Source organism: Myxococcales bacterium (assembly GCA_022184915.1).
Lineage (GTDB): Bacteria > Myxococcota_A > Polyangia > Fen-1088 > Fen-1088 > JAGTJU01.
On record JAGTJU010000002.1, the window covers coordinates 220,847 to 234,466 of the forward strand.

A 13,620-nucleotide genomic window follows, 5' to 3' on the forward strand; every position below is an offset into this window, starting at 1 on the left:
CGTGCGCGGCAAAGAGGTTCTGGTCCTGGGGGGAGGTCTGGGAGGGCTGACGACCGCGGCGCTGCTTTGCGCCCGGGGCCATCGCGTCACTCTGGTCGAAAAGAACGCGTGGCTGGGCGGCAAGTCACGTCGGCTCACTCACCACGGTGTGGTCATCGACACGGGGCCCGCGCTCGTCACCTTCCCCGAGGTCTGGGAGGGGGTGGTGCAGACTTGGCGCGCGGCGTTTCCCCAGCTCGCCTCGCAGATCGCCTGGCCGCGCTTCTTGCGCCTGCCCGGGCTCGGCCTTTACCGCCACGAACACTACGCCCTCACATTGCCCCCAAGTCCCGCCGACCCCGGAGCCGAAGCCTTCGCTGCGTACGCCGCGCGGTACGCCCCGCTCGGCCCCCTGTTGTCGCGTCTTTTGCAGGTTGATCCTCGTGATCGCCGGGCCATCGGGCCCGCGTTGCGCATGATGCAGAGGCTTCGCTTTGCCAGCTCGATGCACGCGTGGATGCGGCGAAACCAGCCCCTGCCTCCGCCCCTCGGAGAGCTCATCGCCATCCACGCGCTCAATGCCGGGGCCGGGCCGCGCGACGTGCCCTCGCTCTACGGCGCCCTGCCGGCCGTCATGGCCGATGCAGGCGTCTTCGTGCCCGAAGGCGGGGTGTACCGATTGGTGCAAACTCTGGTCTCCCTGTTGGAGGCGGGTGGGGTGCAGATCCGCACCGGCTGCGCGGCCACGCGCATCGACGGAGAGCGGGTGACCCTCGACGGCGGGCAGACCCTGCGCGCTGACGCCATCGTGAGCAACCTGGATCCGGTGTGTACCGAGCGGCTTTTGTCGGAGCCGGCATCACCCTCGCAACGGCCGCATCGGGAAAAGCTCAGCTGTTCGGTCATGGCCTTCCATGGCGCCGTCGACCCCGCCAAGACAGCAGGCTGGCCGCTTCATCAAGTCATCATGCCCGCCGATTCCCCCTCTTTCTTTGCGGCCCTCGGGGCGGGGCTGTGGCCTGCCACCACGATGGCATTTCTCCATCATCACCCGCTTGGCCATCCCGCCAACCCCGACCCGCACCACGCGACCCTGGCGGTGTTGTTGACGGTCCCGGCGGGCCCCCCGCCACCCGAAGCGGAGGCCTTCGTGGCGCGGCAGCTCCGCCGCATCGAGCGCCTCACGGGCCTTGACGTGGCCGCGCTCGACCCCCACCGACCCGGGCGCGCCTGGGTGGCGCCTCCGCTGGCCCTCACCCCGGCGTACTACGGGGCGTTCGGTCACCCGAGCGGTGCGCTGTATGGACAGCTTCATCCGCCGCACCGGGCGGGGCCCTTCCACCCGGTGCCTACGCGGCATCCTCGGCACCCGTTGCTCTTTCGCGTGGGGGCCGGAATTCATCCGGGGGGAGGCATTCCGGCGGTGCTTGCGGGGGCACGCGGCGTGGCTGCGGCCGTGCATGCTCATCTCGGGGCGGATGCCCTCCCGACGCGGCCCGCGGTCCGCACGCAACACCAGCGGTCACCGGGCGAGGCCGCATGAGCTGGGGCCGTCCATCGGCCCTTGGGCGCAGCCACCGCATAAAGCTCGCGTTCCTCGGCGCGCTGCTCGTCCTCGGCGTGGGGGCGGTGGGGGTGGTGCATTTTCCGCAGCAACCCGGGCAGGCCGCGCTGAGCGCGGTCTTCACCGTGCTCATGGCGGTGCCTGCGGGCGCGGCGTTCCTCCAGCGTCTCGGGGCCCGCCGCGGGCTTGCCATCCTGGCGCTGCTCTCCGTCTTCGGCTTCGCCATCGAAGGCACGGGCGTGGCCACGGGCTGGCCTTACGGCGCCTTTCGTTACGGCGACGCGCTGGGCCCGAAGCTGCTGGGCCTCGTGCCCTGGACCTTGCCCTTTTCTTGGGTGCCTCTCGTGCTCGCGGCCGTGGCCCTCGCGTCGTCCGGGCGCAAGGTGCGGCACCCGCTCGTTGTGGCCTTCATCGCCACCGCTTACCTCGTGGCCTTCGACCTGGTTCTCGATCCCGCTGCCACCCGCTTGGGTTTCTGGAGCTGGCAAGACCCCGCGGCCGGGGCTCGCGTCATCGAGACGCTGCGGTTTTACGACGTACCGCTGTCCAACTTTCTGGGGTGGATCGTATCGTCCCTGGCGGCCAGTCTGCTTTTGCTCGCGTGTCTACGGATCGCAAGGGTGGGTCTTGTGGCCCACCCCACGCTGCTCGGCACCTGGGCTGCGAACCTCGTCTTCTTGACCCTCGTCAATGCGCTCTTGGGGTTCGTTTTGCCCGCCTTACTGGGCGTGACGCTCGCCGGGCTGACGGCGGCACGACTTCAGCTTTCAGGCAGCGGGCGCGGGGGCAGGGACACGTAACGTCCAGACCCGGGGCGGCGCTTCGTTGCGGGCCCTGTCGAACGTCAAGCATTCGAGCCTCGAGCATTCATTTTCGTTGCCTCTCCTCAGGGCACCAAGACCAAATGCCCCCGTGGTAACGAGTCGACCCGCAGGCCCTGCTGCCACCCGCTGCACACGCCCCCTCGGCGTGGTCTGCTTGGCCCTGGCCTCTGTGATCTCGCTCACGTTGTGCTGCGCTTCTGCGCGCGCAGCGGACAAGCCCAGCCCGGTCAGCTTCGACGAGCACATCCGGCCCTTGTTGGAAAAGCATTGCACGCGTTGCCACGGCAGCGGCAAACAGCGCGCGGGCCTGCGCCTCGACCGGCGCCCCGCCGCGGCCTTCGATGACGGGATCATCACGCCGGGCCGTCCCGACAAAAGCACGCTTTATCTTCTGCTCGTGACGGGTGATGCCGACGATCGCATGCCGCAAGACGCGCCCGCCCTGATGCCCGACGAGGCTGCGTTGGTTTCCCGCTGGATTGCGGAAGGAGCGCCGTGGCCCGCGCACGATCCTGACGACAAGGCCACCACGCACTGGGCGTATCAGGCGCCCGTACTGCCCACGCTTCCTGCGCTCGACGATCCCTGGATCAATAACCCGATCGATGCGTTCGTGCGGGAGGTCATGCGGGCCAAAGGCCTGCGCCCCTCGCCGCGCGCGGAGCCTGAGGTGCTGATGCGCCGGGTGAGCCTGGACCTCACCGGGCTGCCCCCGAGCCCGGACGAAATCGATGCCTTCACGCAAGACGCGTCGCCTGATGCCTGGGAGCGCTTGGTCAAGCGGCTTTTGGCGTCTCCGCAGTACGGCGAGAGGTGGGCCCGCCCCTGGCTGGATCTGGCCCGTTACGGGGACTCGAACGGCTACGAAAAAGATCGTCTGCGATCGATGTGGATGTTTCGCGACTGGGTCATCGAAAGCCTCAACGCCAACATGCCCTTCGATCGCTTCACCATCGAACAGCTCGCCGGCGACATGTTGCCGAACGCGACGACCGCTCAGAAGATCGCGTCGGGTTTTCACGCGAACACGCTGCTCAACGAAGAAGGAGGCGTGGACCCTCTGGAGGCGCGCTTCGAGGTGATGGTCGACCGTACCAACACCACGGCGTCCGTGTGGATGGGATCCACGCTCGGCTGCGCGCAGTGCCACAACCACAAGTACGATCCCTTCTCGGCACGCGACTACTACCGGTTCCTGGCGTTCTTCGACAACACGGAGACCATCACCACCGGAGACTTCGCGGGAAACGGGCGCCCCATGGGCGATCCCAAGCTGCTCGTGCCGAACGAAGCGCAGGCCAGGGCGCTCCAGCAGCTGAGCCGCGCCTTGCAGGACGCCCAACGGCAGCTCGATACCGATACACCTGCCGTGGTGTCCGAGCGCGCGGCATGGATGCAAAGCGCCCTGGGCCAGGCACGCGCCTGGAAGACGGTGGAAGAGGTGCGGGGACAGTCCGCGCACGGGGCACGCTTCTCCCTGCGCCCCGATCGTGCCGTGTTGGTGAGCGGTCCAAGCTCGCCCACCGACGACTACACGCTTCGTGTCAGCTCACCCGCGAAGCGGGTCACCGCGTTGCAGATCGAGGTGCTTCCGGATGCGTCGCTGCCCGAAGGGGGACCTGGGCGGGCCCCCAACGGCTCCTTCATGATCTCGCGGCTGCGGGTGTTTGCGGCTCCGCGGGGCCGGCCGGCCGAACGCGTGGAGGTGCGCCTCGCGCGGGCCATCGATTCCGTGGCCAACAAGACGTCGCCCGCGGAAGACATGCTCGACGACGACCCCCACACTGGCTGGTCGATCGGCGCGCAGATGGGGACGGCGCAGCTGGCTGCCGTGGAGTTCGCCACGCCTCTTTTCTTCGATGACGGCGTCGAGCTCACCGTCACGCTCGAGCACCAGTCCATCCATCCGGAGCACACGCTCGGCTGCTTTCGTCTCTCCGTGAGCGAAAATGCCGAGGCGTTGGTCTTCTTGGGTATGCCCGCCGAGGTGCGCACCTTCGTGCAGAAGCCCGCCGCCCGTGCCGCCGACGCGCCCGCTGCCGTGGCAGCGTTTCACCGCAGCGTATCGAAGGTGCTAGCGCCCGTGCGGGAGCGTATCGAGTCCCTCGGACGATCCATCGAAGCGCTCGGGATCCCCAGCACTCTGGTCATGAAGGAGAAGGCAGGCCCAGCACCCCCCTCGACACCCTTCCGCGACAAGGGCGCCTTCACCAGCCCTGGAGAGCCGCTGGCGGCCGGCACCCCTGCCGTGTTGCCGCCCATGAACCCCGCGTTGCCCCGCAACCGACTGGGCTTGGCGCAATGGCTGGCGTCGCGTGACAACCCCCTCATCGCCCGCGTGACCATGAACCGCATGTGGGAAACACTGTTTGGGCGAGGGCTCGTGGAGACGGCGGAGGACTTCGGCACGCAAGGCTCCCCCCCCTCACACCCCAAGCTGCTCGATTGGCTCGCGGTGACCTTCATGGATAAGGGCTGGGATGCCAAAGCGATGCTCGAGCTCATCGTCAGCTCGGCCACGTACCAACAGAGCGCGCGCACCTCCCCGCGCTTGCAGGCGCTGGACCCGTACAACGTTTATCTGGCGCGAGGGCCTCGCTTCCGGGTCGAAGCCGAGATGGTGCGCGACATCGCGCTTGCTGCCAGCGGACTTCTGTCCCTCAAGAGGGGAGGCCCCAGCGTGTTCCCCCCCCAACCCGAGGGCGTTTGGGAGATCCCGTACAACGACGCCGTGGATTCGCCGCGCTGGACGACCGCCTCCGGAGAGGATCGGTTTCGCCGGGGCGTCTACACGTTCATCCGGCGCTCGGCCACCTATCCCGTGCTCACGACCTTCGACGGCAACAGCCGGCAGGTCTGCACCGTGCGGCGCATACGCACGAACACACCTCTGCAGGCGCTGACGCTGCTCAACGACCAAGCGTTTCTCGAGATGGCGCGTGGGCTTTCCGAGCGCATGGCCAAAGAGGCAGGTAGCCACCCCACGGCGCGCCTCCAGCACGGACATCGCCTGGCGACCGGCAGGCGTGCCAGTGCAAAGACGCTTGGAATTCTGACAACGTTGCTGCACAACGAAGAGAAGCGCTTCGCCAGGGCCGGCGCCGTGGCTTTGCTCGAACAGACACGGGCGGGCTCACGGTCGGCCGAAGACGCTGCGCGGGTGGGCGCGCCGCACGAGCAAGCGGCCTGGACGTTGGTGGCCAACGTCTTGCTGAACATGGATGCCACGCAGACCAAGGAATAGCGACTCGTGACGATAAGGCTGACTGGCGGTCGACTGACCCGCAGGCACGTGCTCACGGGCGCGGGACTTGGGAGCCTGGCTTTGGCGGACCTCTTGGGCCGGGAGGCCGAGGCCCGCACGGGCGTGCCGGTGCAGGGGCCTGCCAAGGCCAAGAGCGTGATCTTTTTGTTCATGGCCGGGGCGCCGTCGCAGCTCGATCTCTTCGACCACAAACCGGATCTGCAGCGCTGGAATGGCAAACCCTGCCCCGACGAGTTGATCAAGGGGGAGCGCTTTGCGTTCATCAAGGGGCGGCCGCGCTTGTTGGGCTCTCCCTACCGCTTCGCGCGCTGTGGGCAAACGGGGGCCGAGGTCTCGGAGCTGCTTCCGCACTTTCGTGCGGTGGTCGACGACGTCGCGCTCATCAAATCCATGCACACCACGCAGTTCAACCACGCGCCCGCTCAGGTCTTCATGAACACGGGCCACCAGATCGTAGGGCGTCCGAGCATGGGCGCCTGGCTTACCTATGGGCTTGGCTCTGAAAGTAAAGACTTACCCGGTTTCGTCGTCTTGCTTTCGGGCGACGCGGCTCCGGATGGCGGCAAGTCGTGTTGGGGGTCGGGGTTCCTTCCCACGAACTATCAAGGTGTAGAGTTTCGCAGCAAGGGGGATCCGGTGTTGTTTCTCTCGAACCCGCCGGGTGTTTCCGAGTTGGCGCGCAAGAACTCGATTCGCGCCCTCAACGCGCTCAACGCCGAGCACAAGCTCCGCATCGGCGACCCTGAAGTGGATACGCGGATCGCCGCCTACGAAATGGCTTTCCGCATGCAGGCGAGCGTGCCCGAATTGATGGACATCTCCCGCGAGACGCCTGCGACCCATGCGATGTACGGCACAGAACCCGGCAAGGAGTCGTTCGCGAACAACTGTCTGCTGGCACGCCGCCTGGTCGAACGGGGCGTGCGCTTCGTTCAGCTGTTTCACCGCGGCTGGGACCATCATGGAAACAAAAAGGGAGGTGACCTCGTGCACGGACTGCCCGCGCGGTGCAAAGAGGTCGACCAGGCGATGACGGCGTTGATCACCGACCTCAAACAGCGGGGGCTCTTGGACAGCACGCTCGTGGTCTGGGGCGGAGAGTTTGGCCGCACGCCCATGAACGAGGAGCGAGGCGGATCAAAGCTGCTAGGCCGTGATCACAATCCGAAGGCCTTTACGATGTGGGTGGCCGGAGGCGGCACGAAACCCGGAATCGAGATCGGCTCCACCGACAACTTCGGCTACCGCGTGGCCAACGATCCCGTGCACGTTCATGATCTGCATGCCACCGCGCTTCACCAGCTGGGCATCGACCACACCAAGCTGGTGTTCAAGTTTCAGGGCAGGGACTATCGGCTCACCGACGTGCACGGAGAGGTCGTTCACAAACTCGTGAGCTGAGCGGCGACACACGCGCTCAACGTGGGGCGGCTGGCTCCGCGGGCTTGCGTAGCAGCTTGTTGATGCGCCCGTACGCGTTCCACTCGGCCACATACAGGTTCCCCTGCGAGTCCCAGGCCGCTCCGTGGGGGGCGTTGAACTCACCCGGCCTCCATTCCGCGGGTGGCACCGCGTACTTTCCCCGCAGCTCGGGGTTGCTGTTGTCGCCCAGGTGAGCGGTCACCCGGTAGCTCTCGTCGAACAGGGTCACCCGGCCTTCGAGGTCGACGACCAGCAGATCGCGACCCCGCGCTACGATCTTCGACGGCCTCCGTAGGCCCTCTTCGACCTGCCCGAGATACGTGCCGTCGAGTGCGAAGCGCTGCAAGCGGTGGTTGGCGCGATCGGCAACCACCACTTGAGGTGTGGCGCCTCGGAGGTCGATGCCCACACCGTGCGGCTCGCGGAAGGGACCGGCCTGCCCCTCGCTGCCGTTCCACGACTGCACGTAGTTGCCTTCGTTGTCGAAGCGGTGAAGCCAATAGCGGCCGTAGCCATCCACCACGTAGACGTCTCCATTCGGGGCCACGTCGACGGCGGTGGGCCTGTATTCCTCGGCCGTCCGGTAAATGCCTCGGCGGTCGGGGAAGGGGATGGTCAACAACGTTTCACCCGTAAGGGAGATCTTGATCACCTCGTGGCGCCCGAGATGAGCCAGCCAAATGACTTCGCGACCGTTCGCCTCCTTCACGAGGCGCATACCGTGTATGCCGGCGGCCAGGTCTTGCCCGAACACGCGCAGGATCCGACCCTCAGGATCGGCCATGAAGAGGGCGTTGCCCGTATCGACACTGAAGAAGACGCGATCCTTGCTGTCGATCACCACGTCGCCATGCGTTTGCCCGACGTTCATGCCGGGTGGGAGCTTCGGCCAGCCCTCGACCCACTCGTAACGGTGCGGACCCTGCCCCACTTTCACGCCCGGCTTTGCCCGCGCCGGGGCCGGCAACATCAAGACAATCCCAGCCAGCGTCACGCCGGCCCAACGAAGAAGGAATGAGGGTCGCATGGGTAGGCCACGTCATTTACATGCGAAATTTGTGTGAGCGCAATCAGATTCGCAGCGAAATCACGCGACGCGTTTAAGGATTTGCTGGAGTCGTGGGGGGATAAATCGCGAGACCAGTGTTTGACCTGTCCACGGGTGTCCTCTTGTCGTAGCTTCGACCCGCTTTCCATGAACGCCGTCCAAGAGAATGCCTCGAAAGCCGAAAAGCCGACCAAAAGCCAACGCCTGTTCGGTAGGGCCACACCCGCGGTTCTGCTGGCAATGCTGCTCATCGTCTCCGCCTACTCGACCCTGAACTGGGCCAGAGGCTACGCATACCTGCATTGGCCAGACATGCGCATCGGAGGCATGCTGGACGGAACGGCGCGGCAGCCGTTCGTGAGCCGAACGCTGGTTCCCAGTGTTTACAAACCCATCGCAGCCGCCGCCGAGTCGCTGGTATCTCCCCTTCGTTCTATGCTTAACGAGGCCGATATCACTAGAGGGATGCTCCATGGTTTTTCGGTGGCGCACCGGATGGGGTCCGAGGATAGAGCCGCGGTCTTCTTGGCGATGGTTTGGCTCTCCCTCGTGCTTCTGGGAGTCGGCATCGTGGCGTTTCTCAGGAGTCTCGGACATGTCTCGACGGCGCCCTGGTGGACGGCGATATGTGCCGTGCTTCTTTGGCCGCTTCTAAAGTGTGAAGAGCGCGGCATCTACTTCATGTACGATCCCTTTACGCCCACGTTGGTTCTGTGGACGTTCATTGCGTTCTACAGCCGGCGCTGGGTGCTTGCGTTCTCCGGATTCGTCGCCTCAACACTGAATCGAGAGACGGGTGCCCTGTTGCCCTTGGTGGCAAGCTTCGCTTTGATCCCTGGACAAAGCGTTCGCGAGAAGTTGTCGAGTTTTGCCGGTATCCTGAAAGGAAAGGCGCCCGCCAAGTCGCGCATGGCTATCCTGGGGTTGCTGGCTGCATCTCTGTTGGGGGTTGCGATTCGGCAGGTCTCCACTCGACTCGTGTATCGAGATGCCATGGGAGACGCGCTCGAATTCCATCTCATGAATACGACGCTGTCATTTCATGCGGTCATGTCGTATTTGCCTAGAATGACGCTTGTCGTTGTCGTCTACTACCTGGTCGGCATGAGATCCTGGAATCGACTGGGAGGTCTTTTTCAAGGCGCGTCGATCATGTTTGGTTTGCAGTTGCTGGCGGGTGCGACCGTGGGCGTGATCGATGAAGTTCGGCAGTATGGTGAGCTTTATGGTGTAGGTTCTGTTCTCGCTTGTGTTCTCGTCTCTCGTCATCCCGAATCTATTGGCGCCGTGTCATTGCGAACTTTGACAAGAGGTGCAAGGCAGGCCGATGTCGCAGCTGGTTCCCTTGTGGCCCTCTTGTTGGCCTGGTCGACGGCAAACCACTGGAGAGATTCGATGAATTCCCACGCAAGTTTCGAGCGCGTTCACCTTAGTGAAAGATCGGGGTTATCCACACGTTCCCCTGAAGGAGAGCCCTGGGACGCAAACGGCAACTACGTCTTCGGAGACGACCGAGTCACGGTTTTTGTTGCGCAGTCGAAGGTTCGGCTCGATTCTCTAGAAATCGGTCTCGATGGCAACGACGAGTATAGAGTGTCCCTGAGGACCGACCAAAGTCGGGAGGAACACATCGTCTCTCCGGTGGGAGCTCCCGGGATCAGAAATCACCGGTTTCGCATCCCGGATGGCAGGCTAAATGAGGTGTACGTATTCCCAATCACAGGAGACGGCCGCTACGCTGTGGGGCATCTCCTGCTGAATAGGTAGGTCCGAGTCGCAAAGGGCGAACTGCGCCGCGACGCACTCTCGAGACCGGCAGGACCCTTGCACGGCGTGGGGGGGATGACGGGCTGCGGAGAGGTTGACGGGTGCAGAGAGGCCGAGCGCACGTTCGAGGGTGTCAACGAGGCGTTTCATGGCGCTTACGGCCAGGTGCGTGCCAGGGCGGAGCGCGAGAGCGCCGTCTTCGTTTTCCTGGACGATGTGCTCTGGGTCGTGCGGGGGGCGTCGCGTTTGTCCCTGCCGGTCACCCCGCCTGTGTTCCGACTGCTCAAGGCGGCCGCCCACGGACCCGTGGGGCTTTACGCCGCCCTGTGCGGCCTTGCCGACGGCCCCCTGCCCAGCGACGCAAGGGAGACTTTGCGGGCGTACCTCGCCCGCCTCGAACGCGCGGCCAGCACCGGGCCGCGGGGCGCCGTGAGGGGTGATGAGGTGGCATTGGTCAAGGACGTCACGAAGGCCACCCGCGATTTTCTGCGGGCGTTGCTGGCGGCAGACCTGCTCCAGCGTTCCGCGCTCGAGCGCTTTGCGCGCGCCCTTGGCCCCCGCCTCCTGATCCTGACCGAGGCGGCCACCCGCGCCCAACTCGCAGCCCTTCATCGACAGGTCGAAACCGCCTACGGTGAGCTTTCTCCCGCCGAGCGCCGCGGGCTCGAGGTGGTGGTGGCGGGGGACCATCAAGCGCGGGAGCGGAGCAGCGCCATGCAGTACTTCCGCAAGCGCTTCCAGGAGCCGAAGGGCGCCGAGGTGAACGTGGCTTACGCCGAGAACGTCACCACCTTGGAAGAAGCGCTCGCATTGGTGGGCGTTCGGCGCGTCGACAGGGCCATAGCGCGCGCCTTTTTCGGGGATGAACGGCGCCTACAGCGAGACGTGCTGGGCGATGCCGCCAAGAGCATTCTTGCGCACGAGACCTTTACGCCACTGGGCTAGCCTGTCGTTTCCGACACGCCCCGTCCCGTGTGGACGCGTTACCGCATGCCCACACAAAAAGGCCGTATTTTCGGCTTCCTTGCGTGCAGGCTGTGTGTCCCGGGTCCATCGCATCGGGCATGGTTCTTGAAGGCCTGCATCGCCCGAGGTCCAGATGGCAAAGACGAGCAAAGACGAGAAGACCGAGGACGCAACCAAGATTCTGATGACCCAGCACCGGGAGGTCGAGGCGTTCTTCGAGGAGCTCGAAGACGGAAACCCGAAAATGTCCACGATGAAGAAGCTGGCCAACTCCTTGGCCTTGCACATGACGCTCGAAGAGCGGATCTTTTATCCCGCGAGCAACGAAGATGAAACCGAGGGGCAGCTCCGCGAGGGTGTCGAGGAGCATCTGGCCGCCAAGCGCACGCTGGCCGATCTCCTGGCGATGAAGCCCAAGGATCCGCAATTCAGGGCGAAGGTCGCCGTGCTCAAGGAGCAGGTCCTCCATCACGTCAAGGAGGAGGAAAAAGAACTCTTCCCCAAGGTGCGCAAGCTGCTCGGTAAGGAGCGGCTGGCAGAGCTCGGTGACGAGATGCGTATGCTCGCCTCCAAGCTGGGACGCACCAAAAAGAACGTGGGAAAGCAGCTGTCCTCCCAGACCGATCACGCTGCGTCTTTGTGACGGACGGGCGCCGCCTCCTCACTCACCAGCGGACGAGGGCGGCGCCCCAGGTAAACCCGGCGCCGAAGGCGGCGAAACAAACGAGGTCGCCCGGTTGGCATCGCCCCGCGGCGCGCGCTTCGTCGAGGGCCAGGGGAATCGAAGCGGCGGTGGTGTTGCCGTAGCGCTGGATGTTGTTCCAGACCTTGCTCCCGGGCAGACCCATGCGCTGCTGGACCATTTCGCTGATCCGCAAGTTGGCTTGATGCGGGATGAGCAGATCGATGTCGCTTGGGGTGAGCTGGTTCGCCGCGAGCGCTTCCTCGATCACCTCCGGCATGCGTACCGAGGCGTGCTTGAACACGTTGCGGCCGTTCATGTGGGGAAACTGAGCCCCATCGTGCAGATGAGCGGTGTCGATGCGGGGCATGGTGGCGCTCGAAGGATAGTTGCAGCAAAGCTCGTCAGCGAAGCGCCCATCGGCGTGCAGATGAACCGAGAGCACACCGCGCGCGGGATCCTCGGTTGGGCCTAGCACCACGGCGGCCGCGCCGTCGCCGAAGATGACGGACACGTCTCGGCCCCGATCCGAAAAGTCGAGCCCCGTCGAGTGCACCTCGGAGCCAATCAGCAACACGCGCCGGTAGGTGCCGATGCGGATGAACGCATCAGCGATGGACAAGCCGTAGAGGAACCCGGAGCACTGGTTGCGAATGTCCAGCGCGGGCACCCCCGCAGGGATGTTCAGTTTGGCCTGAACGAGCACGCCGTCGCCGGGGAACGCGCGATCGGGGCTGAGCGTGGCGTAGATGATGAGGTCGACGTCGTCGGGGCTCACCCCGGCGTTGGCGAGGGCCGCCCGCCCCGCCTGGGCGCCCAGATCCGATGCCCCCATCGGCGCGCGTGCGAAGTCGACATGGCGGCGCTCTTCGATGCCTGTGCGCTGGCGAATCCACTCGTCGGAGGTGGTCATCACCTGCGCGAGTTCGTCATTCGTAACCACCTTGTCGGGCACCGCGTGCCCCGTTCCCAGAAAGATCGTTCGTGTCATGTGGGTGTCTCCTGGACGGCCGTAGCCACCTGCCAGACACCCTGGCGACCGTTGGTGACTCTCGGGTGGCAACGGTGCGACAATTTTGCGCCACCGTAGCGCTGCACGGACGCGGGTTTGTGAGGCAGCGTTTCGTCAAGGGAACATCGACCTCACTGGGGCTTTTGGGGATCGATCGGTACCGACATAAACGTGCTTGTGCTGCACGACGAATCGACAAGTGTAAGGGGCCATCCGGCAAGCCTGCGGGTAGTATCCCGCCCATGGAAACACGACTCTCTACCGACGAGTACGAGATCGTAACGGAGCGCGCGTGGGACCAGATCACGAAAACGCTCGATCTGTCTGCCCACCCGCTTGCCGAGGTGGTCGCATGAGATCCGCGCATACCCGCCACAGGATTCTCATCGTCGAGGACGACGAAGGCATCGCCGATTCACTGCTCGGGGCGCTCGAGGATCGGTACGATGTGGCGCTCGCACGCAATGGAAGAGAGGGCCTGGAGGCCCTGTCGCTTTACTGCCCAGATCTCGTGCTCCTGGATCTCATGCTGCCGGTGCTCGACGGCGCTGGGTTTCTCGCCGCCCGGACGGCGGTGCAACGAGGTGTTCCGGTGATCATCATGTCGGCGGGCTGGGACGCGGGCCGCGTCGCTCGTGAGCACGGGGTTCCGCATGTCCTGGTCAAGCCGTTCGGCCTGGAGGAACTCGACCGTCTGCTCGAGCGTTTGCTGACGCCCTCCGGGGGGAGGGGCGGTACGGGCTCCGGCACACCCCGGCACGGTGAGGCCAAAGGAGGCGGGGGCACCCGGGGAGGCGAAGCGAGACGCTGGCGCCACCTGACCCTCGGGCGTGCCCCCGGGGTCCGGGGTGTGCCCTTGCGCGCCGGCACCCTGCGCTGGGAGTGGAACGACGCGAACGGAGGGCGGCAGCTCGTGGCGGGGTGGGCGGTGCGCGCCCGCAGCTGGGGCCCCCCCCCACCTCCGCGCCCGCCCCGGGGCGCGGGGCAGGCCCCGGAGCCGAACCGGCCCTCTGACGCCGCATCCCGCGGGAGCCGGGCGCGCCGCAAACGGTCTTCTCGCGGGCGCTTCGGCTGAGCCGCGGGCGCGTGTA

Annotated in this window: 10 protein-coding genes; 8 read left to right on the plus strand and 2 right to left on the minus strand. The window is 65.4% G+C overall.

Features of this window, described 5'->3' with window-relative positions:
* Position 1: 1 nt before the first annotated feature.
* The 4 genes from KA712_08515 (at position 2) to KA712_08530 (ending at position 7,033) form a co-directional block, all read left to right on the plus strand.
* Positions 2–1,522, plus strand: a complete 1,521-nt coding sequence (locus tag KA712_08515; GenBank protein ID MCG5052990.1) for an FAD-dependent oxidoreductase — start codon at positions 2–4, stop codon at positions 1,520–1,522.
* The gene (locus KA712_08520; protein MCG5052991.1) at positions 1,519–2,343 is read left to right on the plus strand and encodes a carotenoid biosynthesis protein; all 825 of its coding nucleotides are present in this window, start codon (positions 1,519–1,521) and stop codon (positions 2,341–2,343) included. Before KA712_08515 ends, KA712_08520 begins: the two co-directional genes overlap by 4 nt.
* A gap of 112 nt (positions 2,344–2,455) precedes the next feature.
* A complete protein-coding gene (locus tag KA712_08525; GenBank protein MCG5052992.1) occupies positions 2,456–5,611 on the plus strand; it encodes a PSD1 and planctomycete cytochrome C domain-containing protein in 3,156 nt (1,051 codons plus the stop codon).
* 6 nt (positions 5,612–5,617) lie between these two features.
* On the plus strand, positions 5,618–7,033 hold the full coding sequence (locus KA712_08530) for a DUF1501 domain-containing protein (GenBank protein MCG5052993.1): 1,416 nt from the start codon (positions 5,618–5,620) through the stop codon (positions 7,031–7,033).
* A gap of 16 nt (positions 7,034–7,049) precedes the next feature.
* Here the strand turns inward: KA712_08530 and KA712_08535 are convergent, their stop codons facing one another.
* Entirely contained in the window at positions 7,050–8,081 is a 1,032-nt protein-coding gene (locus KA712_08535; GenBank protein ID MCG5052994.1) for a hypothetical protein, read from the minus strand.
* A 168-nt stretch (positions 8,082–8,249) separates the two neighbouring features.
* Between KA712_08535 and KA712_08540 the strand changes: the two genes are divergently transcribed.
* The 3 genes from KA712_08540 (at position 8,250) to KA712_08550 (ending at position 11,478) form a co-directional block, all read left to right on the plus strand.
* Positions 8,250–9,869, plus strand: coding sequence for a hypothetical protein (locus tag KA712_08540; GenBank protein MCG5052995.1), 1,620 nt, complete (start codon positions 8,250–8,252; stop codon positions 9,867–9,869).
* Between the two features lie 66 nt (positions 9,870–9,935).
* Positions 9,936–10,814, plus strand: a complete 879-nt coding sequence (locus KA712_08545; GenBank protein MCG5052996.1) for a hypothetical protein — start codon at positions 9,936–9,938, stop codon at positions 10,812–10,814.
* A 154-nt stretch (positions 10,815–10,968) separates the two neighbouring features.
* A complete protein-coding gene (locus KA712_08550; protein ID MCG5052997.1) occupies positions 10,969–11,478 on the plus strand; it encodes a hemerythrin domain-containing protein in 510 nt (169 codons plus the stop codon).
* Between the two features lie 22 nt (positions 11,479–11,500).
* Here KA712_08550 and KA712_08555 read toward each other — a convergent pair whose 3' ends face one another.
* Positions 11,501–12,508 (minus strand): ketoacyl-ACP synthase III, encoded by a 1,008-nt coding sequence (locus tag KA712_08555; GenBank protein ID MCG5052998.1) that lies wholly within the window; start codon positions 12,506–12,508, stop codon positions 11,501–11,503.
* Between the two features lie 373 nt (positions 12,509–12,881).
* Here KA712_08555 and KA712_08560 point away from each other — a divergent pair, with 373 nt between their 5' ends.
* Positions 12,882–13,604 carry a response regulator gene (locus tag KA712_08560; GenBank protein MCG5052999.1) on the plus strand — a complete coding sequence of 241 codons (723 nt, stop codon included), beginning with the start codon at positions 12,882–12,884 and terminating at the stop codon, positions 13,602–13,604.
* Positions 13,605–13,620 lie beyond the last annotated feature (16 nt).

Coding starts and splice junctions, on each gene's coding strand:
- KA712_08560 (MCG5052999.1), top strand. CDS start 12,882: ATGAGATCCGCGCATACCCGCCACAGGATTCTCATCGTCGAGGACGAC.
- KA712_08540 (MCG5052995.1), top strand. CDS start 8,250: ATGAACGCCGTCCAAGAGAATGCCTCGAAAGCCGAAAAGCCGACCAAA.
- KA712_08550 (MCG5052997.1), top strand. CDS start 10,969: ATGGCAAAGACGAGCAAAGACGAGAAGACCGAGGACGCAACCAAGATT.
- KA712_08555 (MCG5052998.1), bottom strand. CDS start 12,508: ATGACACGAACGATCTTTCTGGGAACGGGGCACGCGGTGCCCGACAAG.
- KA712_08520 (MCG5052991.1), top strand. CDS start 1,519: ATGAGCTGGGGCCGTCCATCGGCCCTTGGGCGCAGCCACCGCATAAAG.
- KA712_08535 (MCG5052994.1), bottom strand. CDS start 8,081: ATGCGACCCTCATTCCTTCTTCGTTGGGCCGGCGTGACGCTGGCTGGG.